This window comes from Aquabacterium sp. CECT 9606, from assembly GCF_918741295.1.
In the GTDB taxonomy this organism is placed as follows: domain Bacteria; phylum Pseudomonadota; class Gammaproteobacteria; order Burkholderiales; family Burkholderiaceae_C; genus Aquabacterium.
This window is the reverse complement of the sequence record NZ_CAKKNB010000001.1, coordinates 1,406,153-1,431,660: the sequence shown is the minus strand read 5'-3', so window position 1 is coordinate 1,431,660 and position 25,508 is coordinate 1,406,153. Positions and strand designations below refer to the sequence as shown.

Here is a 25,508-nt window from a genome sequence, read left to right as displayed (position 1 = left end):
ATGCCTGACCAACCGACTGTCGCGCAGGACAAGCCCGCCTCCACGGCCACGGCCGCCCGACCATCAGGTCAGCGCTGGCCCCGCCTGTGGGGGCCGCGCATGTGGAAACTGCTGGCCCTGGCCGTGGTCTTGACGCTCTACCGATTCTGGGTGGTCAAGCACAGCGGGATCTCATTGTTCTTCGACGAATCTCAGTACTGGGATTGGTCGCGACAATTGAGCTGGGGATACTTTTCAAAGCCGCCGTTGATCGCCGGCCTCGTCGGTTTGAGCACCAGCTTGTTTGGATCGGGCGTTCTGGGCGTCAAGGCCCTGTCGATCTTGGTCTACCCGCTCACCGCGGTGGCCATGGTGGGCCTGGCTCGGGCCCTTTGGCCCACCAGCAGCGGCGTGCGCACCGGCATGGTGGCAGGGGCCTTGTTTTTAACCACCCCGCTGGTCGGCCTGCTGGGCTTGGTGGCCAGCACCGACGGCCCCTTGCTGCTGTGCTGGACGCTGGCAGCCTGGGCCCTTTGGCGTGCGCAGGTGACCAACCGACTGGGCCTGTGGGTCTTGTGTGGCGCTGTCGTGGGCGTTGGCATCATGGACAAATACACCATGGCGGCCTTTGGTTTGACCGCCATTTGGGCGCTTTGGGGCGTGCATGGCCCCAAGCGTGGCCTGCTGCGCTTGGGGCCTTGGGTGGCTTTGTTGGTCGCGGCCGCCGTCGTGTCACCCAATGTGTGGTGGAACGCGCAGAACGGTTTCCCAACCATGCACCACACGGCCGAATTGACAGCTCAGTCCGGACGCCACGGTGGGCTCGTGCCGATGATCGTTTTTGCGCTGGGACAGCTGTTGATGCTGGGCCCCGTCACGGTGGTGGCTGCCATGTGGTTGCTCAAACAAGCCGCCAACGCGGGCAACGCCTCGATTCCGCCCAGCCAATGGGCCGCGTCCAGCCAGATGATGCCGCCCAGCCAATGGCGCGCCTCCAGCCCGGTGTTGCCCCCCAGCCAGCTCAACATGCCAGGCGCACGTGACGCGGCCAGTGGCGATGGCCGCCCTCAGGCCATCCGCACCTCGGCCTATTACCTGGCGTCGATGTCGTCCTACCGCTTTTTGTGGGCGCTGAGCATCCCTTTGCTGCTGGTGGCGATGGCCCAGGCGTTCTACGCAGATGCCCATGTGAACTGGGCCGCGCCCTCCATGATCGGGCTGACCATGCTGGTGGCCTCGCGTCTCAGCCAGCCTTTGGTGCCCTTGGCCGCCCCACGGCCCAACCGGTGGCTGGCGGCGGTTCTGATCAGCAATCTGGTGTTGACCAGCCTGGTGCTGCATGCAAGGGACATCGCGGGCGACAACTTGCCCTCCAAATACGACATCCTCGTGCGCATGCGTGGTTGGCAAGAAGCGTTTGACCAACTGGCCCCCGTGATGGAAGAACCCACCATCGCCGGTTTGCCAGTGCTGGCCGACAAACGCTTGCTGCTGAGCCAGACGGCGTACCACTGGCGCCGTTTCAATCCCAAGGTCGTGGCCTGGAACCCCAAGAACCTGCAAACGAACCACTACGAACTCACGCAAAGCCTGAGCAACAAGGTGGGCCAGGACCTCGTGCTGGTGACCGACGAGGCCAACCCCAAAGCCATCCTGCAGCGCTTTGCCATTGTTCGTGAAATGAAGAGCGTCGTGGTGCCCACGGGCCCCGACCGCAACCTGGCGCTGCATGTGTTTTTCCTGCGGGGCTTCCTGGGTTATGACGAGAAGTCTTACCTGGAGCAAAGCAGCGGCGGCGTGCCCAGCAGTGACGAGTAAGGTGATGATGACAGAGCGTGAAAGCGGCTCAGAGGATGCCCGCTGGATTTGGGCCGTGCTCTTCTTTTGCGCAGCCGCTTTTGCCAAGGTGCCTAGCCTTGACATGATGGTGAGCGAGCGCCTGTACACGCCAGGCCTGGGTTTCATCCATGCCCAGAATGCGCTGGTGCTGGCCTCGTACCACTGGACGCCGCTGATCGGCCGAAGCATCCTGGCCGGGTTGGTGCTGCTGGCCTTGCTGGCCCCCTTGCTAGCACGCCTGCTGCGCTGGCAAGGCCGACAACAACTTGCCATGCGATGCCTGGGGCCCTGGCGGCGCATGGCAGCGGTGGCGGTCATTTGCGGCGTATTGGGGCCAGGCCTGGTGGTCGAGGTCTGGTTCAAGAACACCGTAGGACGACCTCGCCCCGTTCAGGTCGTGCCATTTGGCGGTGACCAGCCTTTCCTGGGGGTTTTTCAGGAAGGCTCAAAGCCAGAGACACACCGCAGCTTTGTCAGCAGCCATGCGGCAGCCGGGTTCTGGCTGCTGAGCTTGGGGCTGACCTGCGGCCCCGTTTGGCGCCGCCGCTGGCTGCTCATCGGGCTGGCTGCGGGCAGCCTGATTGGCCTGGGGCGCATGATGCAGGGTGGGCATTTTTTGAGCGATATCATTTTTTCGTTCTACGCCGTGTGGATTCCCTGTCAGCTCCTCATGGCCTTGGACCGGCGCAGGCACCGCGCCCAATGACCTCGGCGCCCTGGGCTGGTCTCATCTGGGCTAGCATTCCAGGCCGATCCCTGATACTTTTTCCCATGCGCACGATTGATTGCCGACCATGAGTTCCCCTGAGACCGTTCTCTACGATTACACCCGCCAGGACGCCACGGGTGCCAGTTGCACCGCCCACGCCTGGGCCAAGGTACCCGCCCCTCTCAGCCCGCCCCAGCGCGAAGCCACCAAGGCGCGCATCAAGCAACTGCTGGTCGAACGCCAGGCTGTGCTGGTGGCCCACTATTACGTCGATGGCGATTTGCAGGATCTGGCCCTGGAAACCGGCGGCTGCGTGTCTGACTCGTTGGAGATGGCACGCTTTGGGCGCGACCATGAAGCCAAGACACTGGTCGTGGCTGGCGTGAAGTTCATGGGTGAAACGGCCAAGATCCTGAGCCCTGAAAAACGCGTGCTGATGCCCGATCTGGATGCCACCTGCTCACTGGACCTGGGCTGCCCAGCCGATGATTTCGCCAAGTTCTGCGATGCGCACCCAGACCGCAAGGTCGTGGTTTATGCCAACACTAGCGCCGCCGTGAAGGCGCGGGCCGACTGGATGGTGACCAGTTCCTGCGCGCTGGCCATCGTCAGCCACCTCAAGGCACAAGGCGACAAGGTGTTGTGGGCCCCCGACCGCCACCTGGGCCGCTACATCCAGAACCAGACCGGCGCCGACATGCTGATGTGGAATGGCGAGTGCATCGTGCATGACGAGTTCAAAGGCGTCGAACTGCAACTGATGCGTGAGCAATACCCCGACGCCAAGATCCTGGTGCACCCCGAATCGCCTGAAAGCGTGGTGGCCCTGGCCGATGTGGTGGGCTCGACCTCGCAATTGCTCAAGGCTGTGGTCGAGTCCAACGCGCAGACCTTCATCGTGGCCACGGACAATGGCATCCTGCACCGCATGCGCCAGCTTGCCCCGACCAAAACGTTGATCGAGGCACCGACCGCGGGCAACAGCGCCACCTGCAAGAGTTGCGCGCATTGCCCCTGGATGGCGATGAACGCTTTGCAAGGCGTGCTGGACTGCCTTGAAAAGGGCACGGGCGAAATCAACGTGGACGAGGCCATCCGCGTTGATGCGAAGGGCTGCATCGACCGCATGCTGGACTTCGTGGCGCGCCACCCCACCTCCATCCAAAAGCCTGCCCAGGGCTTTGTTCCCAACATTGGCGCCGCCTGAGCGCGCCTTGCCTGCATCACCCATGTTCGACCACAACGAGACCTTGACCGAAGCGCGCGAGCGCAACATCCGCGACGCGCTTTTCGAAGACGTGGGCGTGTGCGATTGGACCGCGCAACTCGTGCCTGCCGGCCAGCGCGTCAAGGCGCGCCTGCTGGTGCGCGAGCAAGCCGTGCTGTGTGGGCGCGACTGGTTCGAAGGCTGCTTGTTCAAGCTCGACCCCAAAGCCTCGATCGCCTGGGCCTACGATGAAGGCGCCCTGATGACCGAGGGCACCGAGGTTTGCCTGATCGAAGCCGACGCGCGAGCCCTGCTCACCGCCGAACGCCCCGGCATCAACTTCTTGCAAACCTTGTCGGCCGTGGCCACGCTCACGCATGTGCACATGCAGGCCATCGAAGGCGCTTCGCCCAACCCACGCGGTTGTGTGGTGCTGGACACGCGCAAGACCCTGCCCGGCCTGCGCCTGGCTCAAAAGTATGCCGTGCGGGTGGGCGGTGGTGCCAACCAGCGCCTGGCCTTGTACGACGGCATCCTGATCAAGGAAAACCACATCGCCGCGGCAGGCAGCGTCACCAACGCCCTGCGCAATGCGCAAGCACTGGTGGCGGCGCAAGCCCAGCCTTTGCGCGATCAGATCAGCATCCAGATCGAGGTTGAAACCCTGACCCAATTGCGCGAGGCCCTGAGCGCTGGCGCCGTCAGCATCCTGCTCGACAACTTCGACCTGGAACTGATGCGCCAGGCCGTGGCCATCAACGAGGAGCTGACCCAGGGTAACGCCTTGCTGGAAGCCTCGGGCGGCGTGACCATGGACCAGTTGCGGGGCATCGCCAGCACGGGCGTGGACCGCATTTCGATCGGCAAGCTGACCAAGGACGTCAAGGCCGTGGACTTTTCATTGAGGGTGCTGGAGCGGCTGGGCACCTGAGCTGAGGGGTCGCGCAGCGGGCATAGTGCACAAAGCCGGTGGGCATGAAACCGCTCAAGCCCGTTTCACACATGGCGGATGCGCCAAACTGGCCGGATCTTCAAGGACGAGGCCGCCCATGCCCGCTGATTTCTCATCGCTTCGCAACTATTTTGAACGCCAGGTCTTCGAGGCGGTGGTGGACCTCGCTCCCCAATACCCCCTGTTGTCCGAAGAGCAACTGCCCGACGTGGCTTGCGTGGCGCTCAACCATCTGCCCACGCGCTACATCCGCCACGAGGTGGACCTGGCCTTTTACCTGACCGAGAAAGAGCGGGCCGACAACGAGGTGGCCATCAATGACGCCGTTCGCTATGCCTGTGAGTTCGTGCAGGCACGCTTTGCGATGCGGGCGCGCCGTTAAGGCAACCAGGCGTCGCGCTTCTTGGGCTTCTTGCTCAGGATGGTGGGGAAGCTGACCGGCAGCGTGCGCGGGTAGTCGCGGCTGTAATGCAGGCCACGGCTTTCCTGGCGCGACAAGGCCGAGCGCACGATCAGCTCGGCGCAATCGACCAGGTTGCGCAGCTCCAGCAAGTCACGGCTGACGCGGAAGGCGGCGTAGTAGTCGTCGATCTCGCTGCGCAGCAGCTTGATGCGGTGCAGCGCGCGCTCCAGGCGGCGTGTGGTGCGCACGATGCCCACGTAGTTCCACATCACCAGGCGCAGCTCATCCCAGTTGTGTGAGATGACCACTTCTTCGTCGGCATCGGACACCTGGCTTTCGTCCCAGCCCGGCAGGGTCGGACCAGCGGGCGGACTTTGCGCCGCGATGTCGTCGGCGCAAGTGCGGCCCAGCACCACGCACTCCAGCAAGGAGTTGCTGGCCAGGCGGTTGGCGCCATGCAGGCCGGTGTACGTGGTTTCGCCCACGGCGTACAGGCCCGGCAAATCGGTGCGGCCTTGCAGGTCGGTCACCACGCCGCCGCAGGTGTAGTGGGCAGCGGGCACCACGGGGATGAACTGCTTGGCGATGTCGATGCCCAGGCTCAGGCAGCGCGCGTGGATTGTCGGGAAGTGCTCTTTCAGGAAATCTTCGCCCAGGTGCGTGGCGTCCAGCCAGACGTGGTCCAGGCCGTGCTTCTTCATCTCGAAGTCAATGGCGCGGGCCACGATGTCGCGGGGGGCCAGCTCGCCCCGCTCGTCATGCGAAGGCATGAAGCGCGTGCCATCGGGCAGGCGCAGGATGGCGCCCTCGCCGCGCATGGCTTCGGTGATCAAAAAGCTGCGCTCTTGCGGGTGGTACAGGCAAGTGGGGTGGAACTGGATGAATTCCATGTTGCCGACGCGGCAGCCCGCGCGCCAGGCCATGGCGATGCCATCGCCAGTGGCGGTGTCGGGGTTGCTGGTGTAGCGGTAGACCTTGCCCACGCCACCGGTGGCCAGCACCACGGCCGAGGCCGCCAGGGTTTCAACGCGGTGGGTTTCGATGTCGAGCGCGTAGACGCCATGGCAGCGTTGCGTGTTGGCCGACGTGGCGCCGCCCTTGCGCAGGTGGCGGTCGGTGATCAGGTCCACCGCCATCCAGCGTTCGCGCATGCTGATATTGGGATGGCGCTTGACCTCATCCAGCAAAACATCGTGGATGGCCTTGCCAGTGGCATCGGCCGCGTGGGCAATGCGGCGCACAGCATGGCCGCCTTCGCGGGTGAGGTGCAAACCGAGCGGGCCATCAGGATCGGGCGAGAAAGGCACACCACGCTCGACCAGCCATTGCACCGCGCGGGCGCTGTGGCGGGCAATGAACTCGGCCGTGTGCTCATCGACCAAACCCGCGCCAGCCTCCTGGGTATCGCGCACGTGCGAGCCGATGCTGTCATCGTTGCCCAACACACCGACGATGCCCCCTTGGGCCCAGGCCGTGGCGGCTTCTTCGAGCTGGCGCTTGGCCAGCACGATGACGGGTTGCGTCTCGGCCAGGTGCAGTGCCACCGTGAGACCGGCCAGGCCCGCGCCGATGATGACGACTGGGAGTTTTGAGGCCGAAAGTTGGTCTGGCATGCAAGTGAGCGACGAGGTCGCAAAGACGTCAATCAGCCATTTTAGTCACTGCTACCATTCTCCCGCACCGTCCTTCCTGGCGGCATCACTTTCGGAGTTCCCCATGCGCTGGAAAGGCAACCGTCAAAGCGACAACGTCGAAGACGCCCGAGACGACACCTCGGACGGCGGTGGAGGCCGGCAAGGCTTCTCCATCGGTGGAGGCGGCTTGAGCCTGGGCACCGTGGCTATCGCACTGGTGGCCAGCTACTTTCTGGGCATCAACCCCATGACCGTGCTCAACATGCTGAGTGGGGGCGGCGGTGTGGTGAGCAACCCGGCTCCATCCCAAGTGAGTGACCCCACGGCACCCAACACGCCGCGGCAGCCCAGCCAGGATCCCCAAGTGCAGTTCGTGGCCACCGTGCTGGCCGACACCGAAGACGTCTGGGGCGAGATCTTCAAGCAGGCTGGCGGCACTTATGAGAACCCGAAACTGAAGATCTTTCGCGGTGCCACCAGCACGGCTTGCGGCCGGGGCGAATCAGCCATGGGCCCGTTTTACTGCCCAGCCGACCACAAGGTCTACGTCGATCTGGCGTTTTACGACACCTTGCGCGACCGCCTGGGCGCCCCGGGTGACTTTGCACAGGCTTACGTGATCGCGCACGAGGTGGGTCACCACGTTCAAAACCTGCTGGGCACTTCGGCCAAGCTGGACGAGGCCCGCGGCCGCGTCAGCCAGGCGCAGTACAACGCGCTGAGCGTGCGCCTTGAACTGCAGGCCGACTGCTTCGCGGGCGTGTGGGCCAACCATGCGCAGCGCTCGCGCCAGATCATCGAAGCTGGCGACATTGAAGAAGCACTGAACGCCGCCTCTCAGATTGGCGACGACACGCTGCAACGCAAATCACAAGGCCAGGTGGTGCCCGAGAGCTTCACCCATGGCAGCAGCCAACAGCGCGTGAGCTGGTTCAAACGTGGCTTTGAAAGCGGCGAGATCAACCAGTGCAACACCTTCACCAAACAGCCTGTTTGAACAGGCATTGACCGAGGAGACACCCACCATGCAAGCCTGGACCTGCGACAACCCCACTGGCGTCGACGCCCTGACCTGGGAAGAATCCCCCACCCCGGAGCCCGGCAAAGGCGAAGTGCGCGTGGCCATCAAGGCCGCCAGCCTGAACTTTCCGGACCTGCTGATCGTGCAGGGCAAGTACCAGATGAAGCCCAACCCGCCCTTCGTGCCGGGTGCCGAGTTCGCGGGTGTGGTCGAGGCCGTGGGCGAAGGCGTCAAGCACCTGGCCGTGGGCACGCAAGTGGCGGGTTTTGCCGGCACGGGCGGTTTTGGCACGCACACCGTGGCCCCGGCCGCCATGTTGATGCCCTTGCCCCCCGCGTTTTCGTTTGAAGACGCCGCCGCGTTTTTGTGCACCTATGGCACCTCGTACCACGCGTTGATGGACCGCGCGGCCTTGAAAGCCGGCGAGACCGTGCTGGTGCTGGGCGCCGCTGGCGGCGTGGGCACCGCGGCCATCCAGATCGCCAAGGCCGCGGGCGCCAAGGTGATCGCGGCCGCGTCAAGCGACGACAAGTGCGCGCTGTGCAAGCAATTGGGTGCCGACGAAACCATCAACTACAGCACCGCCAACCTGCGCGATGAATTGAAGACACTGACCGGGGGTAAAGGCCCGGACGTGGTCTATGACCCGGTGGGCGGCGACCTGACCGAGGCCGCCTTCCGATCGATTGGCTGGCGCGGCCGCTACCTGGTCATCGGCTTTGCCAACGGCACCATCCCGGCCCTGCCCTTGAACCTGGCCTTGCTGAAGGGCGCGTCGATCATGGGCGTGTTCTGGGGCGAGTTCGCCAAGCGCGAACCGCAGAACAACGCGGCTTGCCTGATGCAACTGGCGGCCTGGTACATGGAGGGCAAGATCAAGCCCTTGATCGAGCACAAGCTGCCCATGTCGCAACTCAAGGAGGCGTTTGCGCTGATGGGCGCGCGCCAGGTTCGCGGCAAGGTCGTGCTCGTGAACAGCTGAAGAAAAGCCCACCCCCGCCTCTCAGGGCAAACAGCCGCATGCACGGGAGGGTGCGCATGAGAGGAAGCGGCCGCCGCGGCAAGCAGAACCCTGAGTTTGGTGGGTCCGTCGGGGGTGGGAGAAAAAACTGATCAACTTCGCAACACCCACCAGTCGACGAGGGGATTGAGCTCTTCGCAACGCACTTCTTTTTTGACGATGCGCTCGATCGAGGGACAGTGTTCGGCCGGGACAACCGGGGCCTTGGTCAGCCAGTAATGCACATGCGCCTGGGTGATGCCCCCGCCGATTTCGCGGGCCAGCCTGCTTTGGGAGCCAACGATGGCCACGGCCTTTTTGAGAGCTTCCTGAGGTGTCATTGTTTTGTATTCCGATCTGCAGATGTATTTGTAGTGCATTAAAGATATTTTTGCAACGGGTGCCACAAAGAGCTTTGTAGCATTCGTGCATGAATGAATGGAAAACCTTCACCGGTCGCCTTTTGTGGGCCATGAGCCGCGCCGGCAAGACCAACCAGAGTGAGTTGGCGCGGGCCGTGGGGGTCAAGCCGCAATCGATCCAGTACCTGTGCCGGGCCGATTCGGGGGCGCAAGGCAGCACGCACACGCCAGCGCTCGCGCATGAGTTGCGCGTCGCGGCCCATTGGCTGGCCAGTGGCGAGGGTCACCCCGCCGACGTCGAACAAACTGGCTTGCGGTTTGACGATTCGGCCTCGCCTTCCTATGTGGCCGGCCCTGTCACGCGGGCCAAGGTCACGGGCACTTACCGACTGACAGGCACGGGCGATGTCGAAGTGCTTGAGCCCGAGGCTGGGTGGGATGCGGGCCATGTGCTCACGCCCATCGTGGCCACAGGCGTGCATGCCATACGGGTCAAAGGCAATGCCTTGTCACCGTATGTGAAAGACGGCCAATACCTGCTGCTGCAATCGGGATCAGACCAGCTGCCTTCAGAAGAAAACATCCTGATCACACTGGTCGGCGGACAAAAGCTGCTCAGGGAACTGATGCACCAACGCGATGGCAGTCTGGTGGTCTTGCCCGTGCAGGGCGGTCAACCCGAGGCCATCGAAGTCAGCACCATCCAGCAGATTGATTCGGTGGTCTGCGTGGTGAGCCGCCGGTGGTGGCAGGCCGGCGACGGCTCTTCGCGCTAGCAGGCTGCCGGCTCAGCGTTGCTGCAAAGCCCAGCGCACGTGCTCGCCCACCAGTTCAAGGTCAATGCCTTCGGGTGGTCGGTCCAGCCATTGCCGCAAGGCTGTGCTGATGGCTTCATCACCCGTGGTGCGCCAGGCGTTGCCCAGCGCCACCGCGATGTTGCGTTGCCACTTGGCAAAGCCGATGCGGCGGATGGGGCTGCCCTCCATGGTCCGCAGGAATGTGGCTTCGTCCCAGGCCCACAGCTGGAGCAAGGTGGGCGCGTCGAACACGGCGCGGGCATCGAAATCGGGCACCTGGGCGCGCTGGGCGAACTTGTTCCAGGGACAGGTCAATTGGCAATCGTCGCAACCGTAGATGCGGTTGCCCATCAGGGCGCGCAACTCCAGCGGGATCGGGCCCCCGTGTTCGATCGTCAGGTAAGAAATGCAGCGGCGCGCGTCCACCTGCCGTTCGCCCACGATGGCCTGGGTCGGGCAGACGTCCATGCAGGATTGGCAAGCGCCACAATGCGCGGTCTCGGGCGGTGTCACTGGCAAAGCCAGGTCCACGTAGATCTCACCCAGGAAGAAGGTCGAGCCCGCATCGCGTGACAGCAGCAAGGTGTGTTTGCCACGCCAGCCAAGGCCGCTTCGGCTGGCCAGCTCCACCTCCATGACCGGGGCCGAATCGGTGAACACGCGGTGACCAAACGGCCCCAGGTGCGCGGCCAATTGGTCGGACAGGGTTTGCAGCCGCGCGCGCAAGACCTTGTGGTAATCACGGCCCCGCGCATAGACCGACACGGTGGCGTCCAGGGGCCGCGCCATCCGGTCCCATTCGATGGTCTGCCAGCCCTCAGGTGTGGCCTGCGGCAGGTAATCCATGCGCGCCGTGATGACCCGGACCGTGCCCGGCACCAGCTCTGCAGGACGTGCCCTTTTCAGGCCATGGGCGGCCATGTAGTGCATCTCACCGTGGAAACCACGCGCCAACCAGTCCAATAAACCAGCCTCGGCACTTGACAAGTCGACGTCCGCGACCCCAATCTGCGAAAATCCCAACTCCGAGGCCCAAACCCGCAAGCGTGTCAGCACTTCACCGAGGTCCAAACCCGATGATGAAGTGCTTTCCGACAAGCTTGGCCGCAGTTCCTGACGCATGTGACGATCCTAACAAGCCCCCTGCCCCATCCCTCCAGCCCATCGGCACCACACGGCGACTTTGTCTGGCTTGACGAAGACGCGTGCAGCGCCATGGCCCAGCAGTGGGCAGACATCTTGAAGCCGGCGCTGCAAAACGGAGAGTCCGCGATCATCGAGCTGCGGGGCACTTTGGGCGCGGGCAAAACCACCTTCACGCGCCACCTGCTGCGTGCCCTGGGCGTGGAAGGCCGCATCAAAAGCCCCAGCTACGCGGTGGTAGAACCCCACGAAGCGCCAGGCATGGCGATCTGGCATTTTGATTTTTACCGCTTCAACGATCCGCAGGAATGGGAAGACGCGGGGTTTCGCGACCTGTTCGCCAACGCGGGCCTCAAACTGGTTGAATGGCCGGACAAGGCGGCTGGCCTGTTGCCCGCGGCCGACTTGCTGCTGACCTTGACGCCCATCGACGAAGACCGCCGCCAGGTCCGCGTCGATGCCGGCACGGCGCAAGGCGCGCAATGGCTGTCACGATTGATTCAGGAGGGCGTGCCCCATGGATGACCTGAACCGACGCCAACTGCTGACACGCGGCGCCCAAGGCGCGCTGGTGCTGCTGCTCGGCCCGCTGGAGTTGGCGCATGGCGCCCAGCTCATGGCGGTGCGCGTGTGGCCTGCCTCTGACTACACCCGCGTCACGCTCGAGTCCGACACGCCATTGAAGGCCAAGCACTTTTTGGTGGTCAACCCGCTGCGCCTGGTGGTCGACATCGAGGGCCTGGAGCTGAACATGCAGCTGCGCGAGCTGGTCAGCAAGGTGCGCGCCGACGACCCGTACATCGCCAAGGTGCGCGCAGGTCAGTTCAAACCAAACATCGTGCGCCTGGTGTTTGACCTGAAGCAGGCGGCCAAGCCGCAGGTGTTCAGCCTGCAGCCGGTGGCCGCCTACCAGCACCGCCTGGTGTTTGATTTGTACTCGGTGGTCGAGGCCGATCCGCGCCTGGCCTTGCAATCCACCTCACAGCAGCAGGCGGCCAGCGCGGCCACTGCCGCCAGCCAGGCCGCTGAGCCGGCTTCGGCAGGCCATGGCGCCTCTGCGCCCATCAACCTGGCGGGCGTGGGCAAGACCCAGAGCAGCGCGTCCGAGCAGGCCGCCAACGCCGTCAACGACTCGCTGGGCGACTTCATTGGTGACCTGCGGCAACGCAGCACGGACAAGGCGGTGGTGCGCGCCACGCCGCCCAGCAAAAGCACTGACCGGGCAGCCGACAAGGCCTTGGCCGAGGCCGAGCGCCAGGCATCCGCCCCCGAGTTGGCCAGCCTCGATGCACGCAAGTCCACGCAGCGCCTGGTCATCATCGCGCTGGACGCGGGTCACGGCGGAGAAGATCCCGGTGCGGTCGGCCCCAGTGGCCTGTACGAAAAAGACGTGGTGCTGTCGATCGCCAAGCTGCTGCGCGCGCGCATCAATGCCCAACCCGGCATGCGCGCCATGCTCACGCGCGAGTCCGACTACTTCGTGCCCTTGAACGAACGGGTGACCAAGGCCCGGCGCGTGCAGGCCGATCTGTTCATGTCCATCCACGCCGATGCATTTTTGAACCCACAGGCCCGTGGCGCCTCGGTGTTCGCCTTGTCCGAGAACGGTGCTTCGAGTGCCGCCGCGCGCTGGATGGCCAAGAAAGAGAACTCGTCCGACATGGTGGGCGGTGTCAATATCAAGGCGAAGGATGCCAGCGTGATGCGCGCCTTGCTCGACATGTCCACCACCGCGCAGATCAAGGACAGCCTGAAGCTGGGCAGCGTGATCCTGGGCAACCTGGGCAAGATCGGGCGGCTGCACAAAGGCAAAGTCGAACAAGCCGGCTTTGCCGTGCTGAAGGCGCCCGACATACCCTCGGTGCTGGTGGAAACCGGCTTCATCTCCAACCCGGAAGAAGAGGCCAAGCTGCGTGACGAGGACTACCAGGCCAAGATGGCCGATGCCTTGTTGGCCGGCATCCAGCGCTACTTCGCCAAGAACCCGCCGATGGCGCGCAACCGGGCCCTGTGACGTTTCTTCAATCGTGCTTGCGCTCGCGTTCGCGCTGGCGCAGCACATCGATCAACACGTTGAAGGTGCGCGCCAGGTGGCCGATTTCATCTTGGGTCTTGACCGTGAGGTTGGCCGCTTCGTAATCGCCGTTCTTCAAGGCATGGGCGGCGCGCGTCAAGGCACGGATGGGTTGCACGATGGTGCGGGCAAACATCAGAGCCAAGGCCGTGAACAACAAACCCACCAGGCCCACGCTCCACAGCAATTGTGTGAACAGGCGGGTGAGCGGCGCCTCGAACAGCGCTTGTGATTCGCCCACCCCCACCACCCAGTTGTGGCCTTTGACAGGGGCGTAACCCGCGATCTCCTGGCTGTTCGAGATGGTGGAGTGGTAGTTGACGTGACCCAGCTCATGCGCGCCCACCATCACCTTGGCCAGCTCAGGCATGTTCAGGCTGTCGATGCGGTCGCGGGCAAAGCGCTGGTCGGCGCGGATCTCCGCCGCCTTGGCCGGGGGCAAGGTGTCCAGGCTGCTGTACAACAGGGTGGCGTTGGGGTGGTAAAGCAGGATGCCATCGCCATCGACGAGGAAAGGCTCGCGCACCGAGTCTTCTTGCGCTTCGTTGAGGATCGAGACCACCGAGGTGGCTTTGAGGCGCAACACCACGGCGCCAATCACCCGGCGGCTTTCGTCAAACACCGGATAGGCGAAGAACATGCCGGCGGTGCCCGTCACCGCGCCCACCACGATGCCCGTGATGTGAGGCTGCCCCGTCATGGCCGCCTTGAAGTACTCGCGGAACTTGAAGTTCTTGCCCATGACCGTGGGATCGCTGGACACCACGGCGGTGCCGCCGGTGTCCATCACCATGATCAGGTGGATGTCGGGGTTGGAGCGGACCAGCGCATCCACCTTGGCTTTGATGGCGGGCTTGCGGGCGTCCTGCGGGTGGGCCAGGAAGTCGATGAACTCGGCGTCGTTGCCCATGGCGCGCGCTTGGTTCTGGCTGTCGGTGATCAACTGCGACAGGCGGCCGGCCGTGCTGCGGGCCAATTGCTCCAGGTTCTGCAACTCGCTGCTGGACACCGTGGCCAAGCTGGCGTGCAGGTTGTAGTAAGCCGTGATCATCATGGGCATGAGCGCGGTCAGCACCATGGCCAAGGTCATCTTCAAAGCCAGGGGCCAGGACGACGGCGATGCCACGCCGCGCAAGTACACGCCCAGCCGTGCTTTCAAAAGCCGGGGTGACTTCTTGATCAAGGCCCAGCCGGGCAGCTCCAGGTGGGATGCGCCATCACCGGCGCGCAAGGCCTCTTGCAAGCCCATGCTGGCCGCGTGGGCCGCGAACAGTGCGCGGCGCCAGGTCTGGATGTCTTGTGGCCGCTGGGTCGGGTCCATCTGCAGCGCCCAGTCGATGGCGCCCAGGAACTGCGGGCTGAAACGGCCCTCGCCGGCTTGAACGGCCGGCACCAGGGGATCTTGCGGCGCCATCTGGCGGTCCATGGCATCGGGCGGCTTCTTGCCAGTGACCAACCAATACAGCGTGGCGCCGAAGGCGTAGATGTCGGTCCAGGCGCCCTGGTGGCCATCTTCGTATTGCTCGATGGGCGCGTAGCCGGGGGTGACGGCGATGTCGGCCTGGTCGGAGGCGCCCACGGCCTGCCGGGCCGAGCCAAAATCCAGCAGCACCAGCGAACCATCGGACTTGCGCACCTGGATGTTGTCGGGCTTGATATCGCGGTGCAGGAAGCCCGCGGCGTGCACCACCGACAGGCCGTCCAGCAAAGGCTGCAACAGCAGGGACAAGGCTTTCTCGCCCTTGTTGGCATGCAAGGGCCACCAGGCCTTGAGCGGGCTGCCGCGCTCGTATTCCAGCACCATGTAGGCGGTCTGGTGGGCCTCGAAGAAGCGGGCCACGCGCACGATGTTGGGGTGGCGGAAGGTCGCCAGGGTGCGGCCCTCGATCAGGAAGCTGTCCAGCCCGTTCCGGTAGCGTTCGCGGTGGCGCGTGGAGTGCGCCGACACCGTCTTGCCCGAGGTGCGAAAGGCGATTTCTTCGGGCAGGTATTCCTTGATGGCCACGCGCGAGTTGAGGTTGACGTCGGTGGCCAGGTAGGTGATGCCGAAGCCACCCTGGCCCAGCACGCGGTCGATGCGGTACTCGTGCAGGCGAAAGCCGGCGGGCAAGGCCAGGGCAGTACTCCCGGTCTGCGCGGGGCGTGGTGGGGCGGGTGCTTGGGCTTGAACCGCTGGCGCGGTGTTGCCCTTGGGCCAATGCGGATCGATGCGGGTCTGGTCGTCGTCCTGCGGGCAGGCTGGCGCCACCACCGTTTTGTCGGGGTCGTCCAGTTCGCTGTCCGCCGTGTTCATGCCGTGTCGTGCTCCAGGTCGCCAGGCAGGCAGTGTCCCTCAGTTCGTGCGCGTGCATCCGCACCACCGTTGTTGCATCTGCGATTCAGCAGCAAAGATGCACACGAAACCTGATCCCCGACAATGGCCCATGCCCATCACTTTTGCATTGCTCGCGTGCGCCATCGCTTCGGCATGGTGGCCCAAGGCATTTCCTGGCAGCAAGGGATTGCTGCTTGCGCCCTGGATGATCTTGTTCGCGGCCGCCATGGTGGCAGGTTGCTTTGCTGGGGTGTTGACCGCCACTGGCGTCGTGGCACTCCTTGTGATGGCGGGCATCTGCTTGAAGGCCGCGAGCCTGGAGACGCGCCAGCAGCAAGCGGGGGCATGGACTTGGGCTGCAGGAGGGTTCGGCTTGGCCTTGGCAGTGCATGTGCTGCCCGGCTTTCACAACCCCTTGCTGGTCAACGCCGTGCGCACGACTCCGGATGCGGTGCCATTCACGCTGTACGCCAATTTCGACAAGGGCAGCGTCGGCCTGTTGCTACTGGCCTGCTTGGCGCCCCGCCTGGCCTCCTGGCAAGATGCGCGCGCTGCCGTGGCGCCGACGCTGGTCGCCGCTGTGGCCACGGCGACTGCGGCGATTGGTGCGGCTTGGCTGGCGGGCCAGGTGCGCGTCGAACCCAAGCTGGGCACCTCACTGCCGTCGTTTGCGCCGACGTTCCTGTTCGTCAACTTGTTCTTCACCTGCGTGGCTGAAGAGGCGTTCTTTCGTGGGCTGATTCAGGAGCAGCTGACGCGCGCCCTGGCGCACAGACCGGGGCTGATTTTCTTGCCCATCCTCGTGTCTGCCACCTTGTTCGGACTGGCGCATCTGGGGGGCGGGCCGCTTTACATGGCGTTTGCCACACTCGCCGGGCTGGGTTACGCAGGGGTGTACGCCAAGACCCGTCGCGTGGAGGCTGCGGTGGTGACGCACTTTGTGGTCAATGCGACGCACTTCATTTTCTTTACTTATCCTGCTTTGGGCAGATGACAGCGCTTGGGAGGGGTGACTGGTCGGGATCGACTCATTGCTGTCACGAGGCAACCTGCGGGCACAGACCGCTGTGCAGCGAGGCTGTGTGAAAACTCGCTGATTCGCGGGAACCTGGCCCATGGTTTGCGTGCACAAGACCCACGTGGAGGTCATGTATGCCCAGATTCATCGAGGGACAAGACAGGCACCAAGTTACCTTGCTGCCTGAGTGTCTGGACGACTTCATTGCAGAAGACAACACGGTGCGAATCGTAGATGTCTTCATCGGTGAGTTGGACCTGGTGGCCCAGGGCTTCGACGGCGCAAGCCCGGCGGCAACTGGGCGGCCCTCTTATCACCCGTCCGTGATGTTGAAGCTGTACCTGTATGGCTATCTGAACCGTATCCAGTCCAGTCGCCGCCTGGAGCGTGAATGCCAGCGCAACGTAGAGTTGATGTGGCTGATCGGCAGGCTGGCCCCCGACTTCAAGACCATTGCTGACTTCCGCCGCGAAAACGGCAAAGGCATTCGCAACGTCTGCCGCCGCTTCGTGATGCTGTGCCGTGAGTTGAAGCTGTTCACCGAAGCCGTCGTCGCCATCGACGGCAGCAAGTTCAAGGCCGTCAACAACCGCGAGCGCAACTACACGCCCGGCAAGATTGAGCGTCGCGAGCGGGAGTTGGAAGAGAGCATCCAGCGCTATCTCGAGGCTCTGGACACGGCAGATCGAACTCAGCCAATTGAAGTGCAGGCCAAAACCGAGCGGCTGCAGGGCAAGATCCAGAAAATGCGCCAGCGTCTGCAGGACCTACAGACAGTGAAGGCTCAGCTGGAGACCTTGCCAGATCGGCAGCTATCCCAGACGGATCCCGATGCGAGGGCCATGACCACGTATAGCGCTAAGGGCACCGCGCTGGTGGGCTACAACGTGCAGGCAGCCGTCGATACAAAGAACCACCTGATCGTTGCTCACGAAGTGACGAACAACGGGAACGATCGGGCGCAGCTGAGCGTCATGGCTTTGGCCGCACGGGAAGCGATGGGCAAACGCAAGATGAAAGCCATAGCTGATCGCGGCTACTACAGCGGCCCGGGGCTGAAGGCTTGCGAGGATGCTGGTGTTGCGGCGCTTGTGCCTAAGCCCATGACATCCAATGCCAGAGCAGAGGGCCGATTCGACAAAACAGACTTCGTCTATATCGCGCATGCCGACGAGTACCAATGCCCTGCAGGGGCGCGAGCAATACACCGCTTCAGCCGTGAAGAGGATAGGCTGCAGATCCACATTTACTGGTCCAGTGCCTGCCCTGCGTGCCCAATGAAGGCGCAGTGCACGACGAGTCAGTACCGGCGTATCCGACGCTGGGAGCACGAAAGCGTGATGGACTCGGTGCAGCAGCGGTTGGACCAAATGCCAAACGCCATGACCGTACGCAAGCGCACCGTCGAACACGTATTCGGCACACTAAAGCACTGGATGGGCTGGACCCATTTCCTGATGCGAGGGAGGCAGCACGTTGAGACAGAGATGAACCTCAGCGTGCTCGCGTACAACTTCAAGCGCGTTCTCTGCATTCTTGGCTTCGAGCGGACCAAGAAGGCGATGAGACTGCTCGGGGCGTAAGCCCATGTCGTGCTCTCACAGCGCCCGCCGTCTTTAAGACGGCCGCCATACGTTCCAGGGAGGCACGCTAGACCCTGTGTGGTCGTGGTTGGGATCGCGATTGGGTGAATCCAGGATCCGGGGTCGTGCGCGCCAAGTGCTAGATGCGTTATCACACAGCCTCCAGCGGTTGCTGCCGGTGGTGACCACACGCCGTACTCACGGTGTCAAACACATTGCGGTCATGGGGACGCCGAATCAGCATTGACGGGGATGACCTGTGCCGAAGGTGCAGCGACATCGTCGCTATCGGCCCTCAGACAGCGCCGCCTCGGCCTGTCCAATGACAGCGCTGTCAAAGCGCCTAACTCACGCACCCGACCCATGCCCATCCGCCTTGAGCCAATTGTGGCCACTGTTGCAGCCTTGGCCAGACCACTCAGTCACGCCCGGGTCATCAGCGATGCCAAGTTTTTTTCGCGCCAAGTCGAGTCGATTTAAAGCATTCCCTGAGAAAAGACGACTAAAAATCAATGTCGATTTATGATCGACTATCTGTTACAGTGTCTCCGTCCGACCGGTTTGCGGCAACCATCCCTTGGCTGTGCCGCGCCCACCCCATTCACGCCTTCATCACTAGACGGAGCCATCACATGGCAACACCTTCCAGCCCAAGCAGCGGCGCCGCGAAACCAATACCGCAGTACATCGCGCATTGGGTGTGCAAGACCGCCAGGCGCGAGGAGATGATCGCCTGGTACCAGCAAGCGTTTGATGCGGAGGTCGTCCACATCGACAAGACCATCGCCTTCCTGACCTGGGACGGCGAGAGCCATCGGCTCGCGTTAGTCAAGTTGCCGTCATGGCTGCGATTTCTCTTTCCCTTTTCAAAGCTGCGCCGCAAGATCTATGGCTTTGACCACATCGCGCTGGGCTTTCGTTCACTGGAAGACTTGCTCGGCACCTATGTGCGCATGCGTGATCGCGGCATCCAGCCGGTCTGGTGCATCAACCACGGCCTGACGACGTCCATCTACTACGAAGATCCGGATGGCATCAGGCTGGAGTTCCAAGTCGAAAACTTCGACACCCCCGAGGAAACGAAGCGCTATTTCAGCAGCGAAGCCTTCGCCAAGAACCCCATCGGCGTGAACTTCGATCCCGAGTACCTGCTTGAGCAATTCCGCGCCGGCGTCCCGGTCAAGGAACTCGTGCGGCAAGGTGCGGGCACGCCGCCGGGCCAGAAGCAAGTGGGCAACATGAAGGCCATCAACTGGAGGACGCTGTGATGACAACTCAACACACCGCGCGAGTGGTCATCGTTGGCGCAGGTGCCACCGGCTGCACCCTCGCCCTCCTGTTGGCCGGCTACGGCATCCGAAGCATCCTGCTTGAGCGACGCAAGGTGGCCATGCCGCATCCTGCAGCGCACGTCATCAATGGTCGCAGCTTTGAGATCTGGTCGGGCTATTCCCATGACATGGCCCAAGACCTCTTGGCGCTGTGCCCGCCCATCGAAGACATCGGCGAGATACGCTGGTGCACCAGCTTGGCCGAGCCATCGCTTGGCGGCTTGAACGTCCTGGGTGACAAGCAGAGGGTCGACGAGGTCTTGACGCACTGCCACTATCACATCGCCCACATCGGCCAGCATCAACTCATGCCCGCCCTGTGGACTTGGGTGGAGAAAGAGCCGCTCATCTCTTTTGTCAAGGGTGCAAATGTTCGCGAGTTCAAATCGAACAGCGCTGGCGTGACGGTGAAGGTGGACCATCAGGATGGCAGCGCATCCACGCTGGAAGCCGACTGGCTGGTCGGCGCGGATGGTGCCAACAGCGCCGTCCGGGAAGCCCTTGGCATCGAGTTGAAAGGGCCTGTCCTGGCACACATGGCCAGCGTGTTCTTCCGGGCCAATCTGGACGCGATCCTGCCCAAGCCTTACCCGCTGTTGACCTGGCTCTACAACCCCGACTTCTGCGGTGTGTTGATCAAACATGCCGATGACCACTACATCCTGATGGGGCCGTTCGTGTGCCGAGACCAGCAAATGGTCCGCGATCCGCAAGCCTACTGGTCACGCATCATTCCCACGGTCATCGGTGAGCAGACGCCCTTTGAGATCAAGACGCAAGGCAACTGGAGCATGACCGCCCAGCAGGCGAGTCGCTATCGCGATGGTCGAGCCTTGCTCGCGGGTGACGCCGCGCACCGGTTTCCACACACGGGCGGCTTTGGCCTCAATGGCGGGGTACAGGACGCCCAGAACATCGCATGGAAGCTGGCCGCCGTGCTTGAAGGCCGTGCGCGCGACACCCTGCTGGACACGTATGAAGTCGAGCGAAAGGCGGTCATCCAGCTTTTCTTGGAGCAAAGCGTCGGCAACCACTTCAAGCTTGACGAAGTGACCACGCACCTCAACATCACCAACCGGAGCTTGATGGGGGTCACCCGGGCTTTTGAATCTGCGCCCCTCAAATGGTTGCCAAGGCGATTCAAGGGAGCTTTGGCCGATGGGATGATGAAGCTGGCATTCAGCAAGACCAAGCTGCTCAGCCGAAAGACCAAACAGGCCGACAAGCTGCGCAAAAAGATCGCCGATGCGATCCCGGGTCAGATCGAGCACTTCGTGTCGACGGGGCTGGAGTTTGGCTACGCCTACAAGGCCGGCTTGGTGATCCCAGAAGGGTCGCAGCAGCCCAAGATGGGCGCCGGCGTGGTGGACTACAAGCCCACGACATGGCCTGGCGCGCGCCTGCCCCATGTCCCTGTGCTGCATGAAGGGCAGACCAAGCCGCTGATCGATCTGGTGGACAAGCGCAAGTTCACCCTGATCGTGCACGATGCCGATGCCTGGTCACAGGCCTTGAGCCAGTCAACAGACCAGGCACGCCATCACCTGAACCTCGTGCTGGCCCAATCCAGCCTGGCTGCTGACCCGCAATGGCCGGTCCGTCAACTGGAGGTCGGGCAGCACGGTGCGGTCCTTGTCCGCCCAGATGGACATGTCGCCTGGAGAACCCACAAGCCTGCCGCGTCATCCATCGCAGCATTGGACATGGCCATGGCCAGTTTGACGACATGCTTTTTGACAGATGGTCGTCCTGAGGCCAGTCAATCTCAGCAGCAACCCGCACGCAGAACAGCCTGAACGCGCCCCCGTGCGCCCCTCGTCGCGTTTGCCCATTCGGGCAGGCGCGCCTTCCCGGTCACTTCAAGAGTCTTCTCCACCATGGCCGTACAAGTCATCAGATACCAACTCTCTGGCAGCCAGGCATCACACCAGCCTCAATGGGGCGTCGTCTTTGGCGACAAGGTCGCGCCCCTGGCCGGTTCCTTTGCGACGACAGGCGATTTCGTCCAGCACGGCCTGCAAGCGGCCAGGGCCGCCACCGAGCGTGAGGCCACCCTGGCGCTGTCGGGCCTGACCGTGCTCTCGCCGGTGACGACCAATCAGCAGTTCGTGTGCCAAGGCATCAACTACCCGAGCCACATCCGCGAATCGGGCCTGGACCCCGACAACCTGCCCTTCAACTGCATCTTCACCAAGGCCTCCTCATGCATTTCGGGCCCGTTCGATGACGTGATCCGGCCGCGCCATGTGAAGCTGCTGGACTACGAGATCGAGCTGGGCCTGGTCTTGAAGCGTGACCTGCTGAGCGAGGAGAACGTGCCGGCCGACAAGCTGCATGACTACCTGGCGGGCGTCACCATCGTGAACGATGTGTCGGCGCGCGATGTGCAACTGCCGCAAGGGCAGTTCTACAAGGGCAAGAGCTACCGTACCTTTGGCCCCGTTGGCCCTTACCTGCTGCTGCTTGAACCGGCGGAATGGCGGCAGGTCTCCGCCTTGCAGATGACGCTGGAAGTCAATGGCCAGGTCAGGCAGCAGGATGTGTGCGGCAGTATGGTCAACAAGCCCCACACCACGCTCACTGAGCTGTCAGGCCTGCAGAACCTGTATGCGGGTGACCTGATCGCCACGGGCACGCCTGCGGGTTGTGCGGCGCAATCGCCCGGCAAACTGGCGATGCTGGCGGCCAAGGTGCTGCTGAGCGACGCGCAGAAGTGGCGCATCTTCATCAAGGGTGGCGTGAAGAACCCCGACTACCTGCAGCCCAACGACCTCATGACCCTGTCCATCCGCACCAAAGATGGCGCGCTGGACCTGGGCACCCAAAGAACCCGGGTCGTCGCTCAAGCATGAGGCAGAGGCAGCGCCGTCTTGTAGCGCACCTGCTTGAGCGCGAAGCTTGAACGGATCTTTTCGATCTGGGGCATGGGCGACAGCTGCTCGATGATGAAGCGCTCCAGCGTCGGCATGTCGGGCACCGCGACGCGGAGCAGGTAGTCCTCATCGCCGGTCATGAGGTAGCACTCCATGACCTCTTCACGCAGGCAGATCTCGCGCTCGAACCGCTCCAGCGCGGCGCGTGTCTGCTGCTTGAGGCTGATCGAGATGAACACGTTGAGGTGCAGGCCCAGCGCCTGCGGGTCGAGCAAGGCGACGTAGTGCCGGATCAGCCCCGAGGCCTCCATGGCTTTCACGCGCGCGAGGCAGGGTGACGGCGACAAGTGGACGCGACGAGCCAACTCGACGTTGGACAGGCTGCTGTCCTGTTGAAGCTCGCTCAATATTCTGAGATCGACGGCATCCATGTTTATTTCTGCTTAAAGATGATTTATTTGCAGCATTTTGTGCTGCCATTTCGGGTGTTTGTCAAGCAATTCAGCACCATCTGTTTTGCCCTTTTTTCTACAGTCTCTAGCTCAAGAGGAGACACCCATGAGCAACCTGTCCGACCAGAAAGCATGTTCACAAGCCGTGGACATCGACCCCGTTGAAACCGAAGAATGGCTGGCTGCACTGCAGTCGCTGCTTGCGCATGGCGGCCCCGAGCGCGTGCGCGCCATCCTGGATCAACTGACCCTTCAGGCGCGTGAGCCGGCCATCGGCTGGCAGCCCGTGCGCGGCACGCCCTACGTCAACACCATCACGGTGGACAAGCAGCCGAGCTTCCCGGGCGACCTCGCCATCGAAGAGCGCCTGGCATCGCTGATGCGGTGGAACGCACTGGCCATGGTGGTCCGGGCCAACAAGGCCTATGGCGAACTGGGCGGACACATCGCCAGCTATGCCAGCGCGGCTGACCTGTTCGAGGTGGGCTTCAACCACTTCTTCCGTGCCAACGAGCAGCCCGGCACGGGCGACCTGGTCTTCTACCAACCCCACTCCGCACCCGGCATCTATGCGCGGGCGTTTCTGGAAGGGCGCCTGGACGAAGCTTCTCTGGCCCACTACCGCCAAGAGATAACCGCAGCGGCCCAAGGCGTGCAAGGCCTGTGCAGCTACCCCCACCCCTGGTTGATGCCCGCGTTCTGGCAGTTCCCGACAGGCTCGATGGGCCTGGGGCCGATCAGCGCCATTTACCAGGCCCGGTTCATGCGCTACCTCGCGCACCGCGGCCTGATGCAAAGCAGCCAACGCAAAGTCTGGGGCGTCTTTGGCGACGGCGAGATGGACGAGCCAGAAAGCATGAGCGCGCTGACCCTGGCCGCCCGCGAAAAGCTCGACAACCTGATCTGGGTGGTCAATTGCAACCTGCAGCGCCTCGACGGCCCCGTGCGGGGCAATGGCCGCATCATCGATGAGCTGGAGGCGCTCTTTGAAGGCGCGGGCTGGCGCGTCATCAAGCTGGTGTGGGGCTCGGATTGGGATGGCCTGTTCGCACGCGACAAGGAAGGCGCCTTGGCCAAGGCCTTTGCGCAGACCGTTGATGGGCAGTTCCAGACCTTTGCCGCCAAGGACGGCCGCTACAACCGCGAACACTTCTTCGGCCAGAACCCGCAGCTTGCGGCCTTGGCCCAGGGCTTGACGGATGAGCAGATTGACCGCCTCAAGCGCGGTGGGCACGACCTGATCAAGATCCACGCGGCCTTCCAAGCCGCCATGCAAACCACGGGGCGGCCCTGCGTGGTGCTCGCGCAGACCAAGAAGGGCTACGGCATGGGCGATGCCGGCCAGGGCCGCATGACCACGCACCAGCAAAAGAAGCTGGAGACACAAGACCTCATCGCGTTCCGCAACCGCTTCAACTTGCCATTGAGCGACGAGCAGGCCGCCAACATCGCGTTCTACAAACCCGCCGAAGACAGCCCCGAGATGCGCTACCTGCATGCGCGCCGGCAAGCCCTTGGGGGCCACATGCCCCAGCGCCATGTGCACGCGCCCGTGATCGCCACGCCGCCCTTGAGCCAGTACGGCGATTTTGCGGTTCAAGCCGACGGCAAAGACATGAGCACCACGATGGCCTTCGTGCGCATGCTCGGCAACCTGCTCAAGGACAAGGAGCTCGGGCCGCGCATCGTGCCCATCGTCGCGGACGAGGCGCGCACCTTCGGCATGGCCAACCTCTTCAAACAGGTGGGCATCTACTCCTGCAATGGCCAGAACTACGAGCCCGAAGACATCGGCTCGCTGATGAGCTACCGCGAGGCCACCAACGGCCAGATCCTCGAAGAAGGCATCAACGAGGCCGGCGCCCTGAGCAGCTGGACTGCTGCCGCGACCAGCTATTCGGTGCACGGCCAGCCCATGCTGCCCTTCTACATCTACTACTCGATGTTCGGCTTCCAGCGTGTCGGCGACCTGGTCTGGGCGGCGGCGGACCAACGTTCGCGCGGCTTCCTGATCGGCGCCACGGCGGGCCGCACCACGCTGGGCGGTGAAGGGCTGCAGCACCAGGATGGCAGCAGCCTGGTGCAGGCCGCCATGGTGCCCAACTGCCGGGCCTATGACCCTTGCTTCGCGGGCGAGCTGGCGGTCATCCTGGACCACGGCATGCGCGAGATGCTGGAACAACAGCGTGATGTTTTCTACTACATCACCGTGATGAACGAGAACTACAGCCAGCCCACGCTGCCCAAGGCGGCGGAGGGTGATGTGATCAAGGGGATGTACAAGTTCAGTGCGCACAAGGTGGGCACGGGCCGCCCGGTGGTTCGCTTGGTCGGCTCCGGCACCATCTTGCGCGAGGTGATCGAAGCGGCCGAACTGCTGACCCAGGACTGGCAAATCGACTCGGAAATCTGGAGCGCCACCAGCTTCAGCGAACTGGCCCGCGATGCCCGGGAAGTGGAGCGCTGGAACCGACTCAATCCAGGCGACGCACCGCGCGCAAGCCATGTGGCGGCCTGCCTTGGTGGCAGTGCGCCGGTCGTGGCGGCCACGGACTACGTTCGCGCCTGGCCGGAGCTGATCGCCCCACACGTTGACGCTCCCGTCGTGGCCTTGGGCACCGATGGATTCGGGCGCAGCGACACGCGTGCGGCCTTGCGGCAGTTCTTCGAGGTGGACCGGCATCAGGTGGTGCTGGCCGCGCTGACGGCGCTTCGCCAACAAGGTGCGCTGGATGCGTCCGTCTGCGCGCAAGCCATCGCGCGCTACCAGATCGACGCCTCACGTCCTTCGTCGTGGTCGTGCTGACCGATACGCCA

At 63.4% G+C, this 25,508-nt stretch carries 21 protein-coding genes; 16 read left to right on the top strand and 5 right to left on the bottom strand.

The annotated features are described in order from the left end of the window. The 5 genes from LQ232_RS06685 to LQ232_RS06665 all read left to right on the top strand — a co-directional run bounded on the left by LQ232_RS06685 (nucleotide 1) and on the right by LQ232_RS06665 (nucleotide 5,068). Entirely contained in the window at nucleotides 1-1,797 is a 1,797-nt protein-coding gene (locus LQ232_RS06685; protein WP_230179481.1) for a glycosyltransferase family 39 protein, read from the top strand. 4 nt (nucleotides 1,798-1,801) lie between these two features. Beyond that, a complete protein-coding gene (locus LQ232_RS06680; RefSeq protein WP_230179480.1) occupies nucleotides 1,802-2,524 on the top strand; it encodes a phosphatase PAP2 family protein in 723 nt (240 codons plus the stop codon). An 88-nt stretch (nucleotides 2,525-2,612) separates the two neighbouring features. Then, entirely contained in the window at nucleotides 2,613-3,734 is a 1,122-nt protein-coding gene (gene nadA, locus LQ232_RS06675) for a quinolinate synthase NadA (RefSeq protein ID WP_230179479.1), read from the top strand. A gap of 22 nt (nucleotides 3,735-3,756) precedes the next feature. Further along, nucleotides 3,757-4,665, top strand: a complete 909-nt coding sequence (gene nadC, locus LQ232_RS06670) for a carboxylating nicotinate-nucleotide diphosphorylase (protein ID WP_230179478.1) — start codon at nucleotides 3,757-3,759, stop codon at nucleotides 4,663-4,665. Between the two features lie 118 nt (nucleotides 4,666-4,783). Then, complete coding sequence (locus LQ232_RS06665; RefSeq protein WP_230179477.1) at nucleotides 4,784-5,068, top strand: late competence development ComFB family protein; 285 nt, start codon at nucleotides 4,784-4,786, stop codon at nucleotides 5,066-5,068. On the opposite strand, the gene nadB is transcribed toward LQ232_RS06665, so the two are convergent. Next, complete coding sequence (gene nadB, locus LQ232_RS06660) at nucleotides 5,065-6,702, bottom strand: L-aspartate oxidase (protein ID WP_230179476.1); 1,638 nt, start codon at nucleotides 6,700-6,702, stop codon at nucleotides 5,065-5,067. The two genes, LQ232_RS06665 and nadB, sit on opposite strands and share 4 nt — an antisense overlap. A gap of 103 nt (nucleotides 6,703-6,805) precedes the next feature. Here nadB and LQ232_RS06655 point away from each other — a divergent pair, with 103 nt between their 5' ends. Next, nucleotides 6,806-7,720, top strand: coding sequence for a neutral zinc metallopeptidase (locus LQ232_RS06655; RefSeq protein ID WP_230179475.1), 915 nt, complete (start codon nucleotides 6,806-6,808; stop codon nucleotides 7,718-7,720). A 28-nt stretch (nucleotides 7,721-7,748) separates the two neighbouring features. Further along, nucleotides 7,749-8,726 (top strand): NADPH:quinone oxidoreductase family protein, encoded by a 978-nt coding sequence (locus LQ232_RS06650; RefSeq protein WP_230179474.1) that lies wholly within the window; start codon nucleotides 7,749-7,751, stop codon nucleotides 8,724-8,726. A 131-nt stretch (nucleotides 8,727-8,857) separates the two neighbouring features. Here LQ232_RS06650 and LQ232_RS06645 read toward each other — a convergent pair whose 3' ends face one another. Beyond that, on the bottom strand, nucleotides 8,858-9,124 hold the full coding sequence (locus LQ232_RS06645) for a YdaS family helix-turn-helix protein (protein ID WP_230179473.1): 267 nt from the start codon (nucleotides 9,122-9,124) through the stop codon (nucleotides 8,858-8,860). Between the two features lie 50 nt (nucleotides 9,125-9,174). Here LQ232_RS06645 and LQ232_RS06640 point away from each other — a divergent pair, with 50 nt between their 5' ends. After that, nucleotides 9,175-9,882 carry a hypothetical protein gene (locus tag LQ232_RS06640; RefSeq protein WP_230179472.1) on the top strand — a complete coding sequence of 236 codons (708 nt, stop codon included), beginning with the start codon at nucleotides 9,175-9,177 and terminating at the stop codon, nucleotides 9,880-9,882. A gap of 12 nt (nucleotides 9,883-9,894) precedes the next feature. Here the strand turns inward: LQ232_RS06640 and queG are convergent, their stop codons facing one another. Beyond that, on the bottom strand, nucleotides 9,895-10,947 hold the full coding sequence (gene queG, locus LQ232_RS06635; protein ID WP_230179750.1) for a tRNA epoxyqueuosine(34) reductase QueG: 1,053 nt from the start codon (nucleotides 10,945-10,947) through the stop codon (nucleotides 9,895-9,897). A gap of 171 nt (nucleotides 10,948-11,118) precedes the next feature. Between queG and tsaE the strand changes: the two genes are divergently transcribed. Both tsaE and LQ232_RS06625 read left to right on the top strand, forming a co-directional pair. Further along, complete coding sequence (gene tsaE / locus LQ232_RS06630; protein ID WP_230179749.1) at nucleotides 11,119-11,571, top strand: tRNA (adenosine(37)-N6)-threonylcarbamoyltransferase complex ATPase subunit type 1 TsaE; 453 nt, start codon at nucleotides 11,119-11,121, stop codon at nucleotides 11,569-11,571. Next, nucleotides 11,564-13,060: an N-acetylmuramoyl-L-alanine amidase gene (locus tag LQ232_RS06625; protein WP_230179471.1), complete on the top strand. Its 1,497-nt coding sequence runs from the start codon at nucleotides 11,564-11,566 to the stop codon at nucleotides 13,058-13,060. Before tsaE ends, LQ232_RS06625 begins: the two co-directional genes overlap by 8 nt. Nucleotides 13,061-13,067: 7 nt before the next feature. On the opposite strand, the gene LQ232_RS06620 is transcribed toward LQ232_RS06625, so the two are convergent. Then, nucleotides 13,068-15,413, bottom strand: a complete 2,346-nt coding sequence (locus tag LQ232_RS06620; RefSeq protein ID WP_230179470.1) for a cache domain-containing protein — start codon at nucleotides 15,411-15,413, stop codon at nucleotides 13,068-13,070. Nucleotides 15,414-15,543: 130 nt separating this feature from the next. On the opposite strand from LQ232_RS06620, the gene LQ232_RS06615 reads away from it, so the two are divergent. The 5 genes from LQ232_RS06615 (at nucleotide 15,544) to LQ232_RS06595 (ending at nucleotide 22,218) form a co-directional block, all read left to right on the top strand. Next, on the top strand, nucleotides 15,544-16,428 hold the full coding sequence (locus LQ232_RS06615; RefSeq protein WP_230179469.1) for a CPBP family intramembrane glutamic endopeptidase: 885 nt from the start codon (nucleotides 15,544-15,546) through the stop codon (nucleotides 16,426-16,428). Between the two features lie 158 nt (nucleotides 16,429-16,586). Continuing rightward, nucleotides 16,587-18,035 (top strand): IS1182 family transposase, encoded by a 1,449-nt coding sequence (locus LQ232_RS06610; protein WP_230179468.1) that lies wholly within the window; start codon nucleotides 16,587-16,589, stop codon nucleotides 18,033-18,035. A 512-nt stretch (nucleotides 18,036-18,547) separates the two neighbouring features. Next, nucleotides 18,548-19,303, top strand: a complete 756-nt coding sequence (locus LQ232_RS06605) for a VOC family protein (protein WP_230179467.1) — start codon at nucleotides 18,548-18,550, stop codon at nucleotides 19,301-19,303. Next, entirely contained in the window at nucleotides 19,303-21,162 is a 1,860-nt protein-coding gene (locus LQ232_RS06600; protein WP_230179466.1) for an FAD-dependent monooxygenase, read from the top strand. Before LQ232_RS06605 ends, LQ232_RS06600 begins: the two co-directional genes overlap by 1 nt. 81 nt (nucleotides 21,163-21,243) lie before the next feature. Continuing rightward, the gene (locus tag LQ232_RS06595) at nucleotides 21,244-22,218 is read left to right on the top strand and encodes a fumarylacetoacetate hydrolase family protein (RefSeq protein WP_230179465.1); all 975 of its coding nucleotides are present in this window, start codon (nucleotides 21,244-21,246) and stop codon (nucleotides 22,216-22,218) included. On the opposite strand, the gene LQ232_RS06590 is transcribed toward LQ232_RS06595, so the two are convergent. Further along, entirely contained in the window at nucleotides 22,209-22,670 is a 462-nt protein-coding gene (locus LQ232_RS06590) for an Lrp/AsnC family transcriptional regulator (protein ID WP_230179464.1), read from the bottom strand. The two genes, LQ232_RS06595 and LQ232_RS06590, sit on opposite strands and share 10 nt — an antisense overlap. Nucleotides 22,671-22,797: 127 nt before the next feature. Here LQ232_RS06590 and mdeB point away from each other — a divergent pair, with 127 nt between their 5' ends. After that, nucleotides 22,798-25,497, top strand: coding sequence for an alpha-ketoglutarate dehydrogenase (gene mdeB, locus LQ232_RS06585; RefSeq protein ID WP_230179463.1), 2,700 nt, complete (start codon nucleotides 22,798-22,800; stop codon nucleotides 25,495-25,497). Nucleotides 25,498-25,508 lie beyond the last annotated feature (11 nt).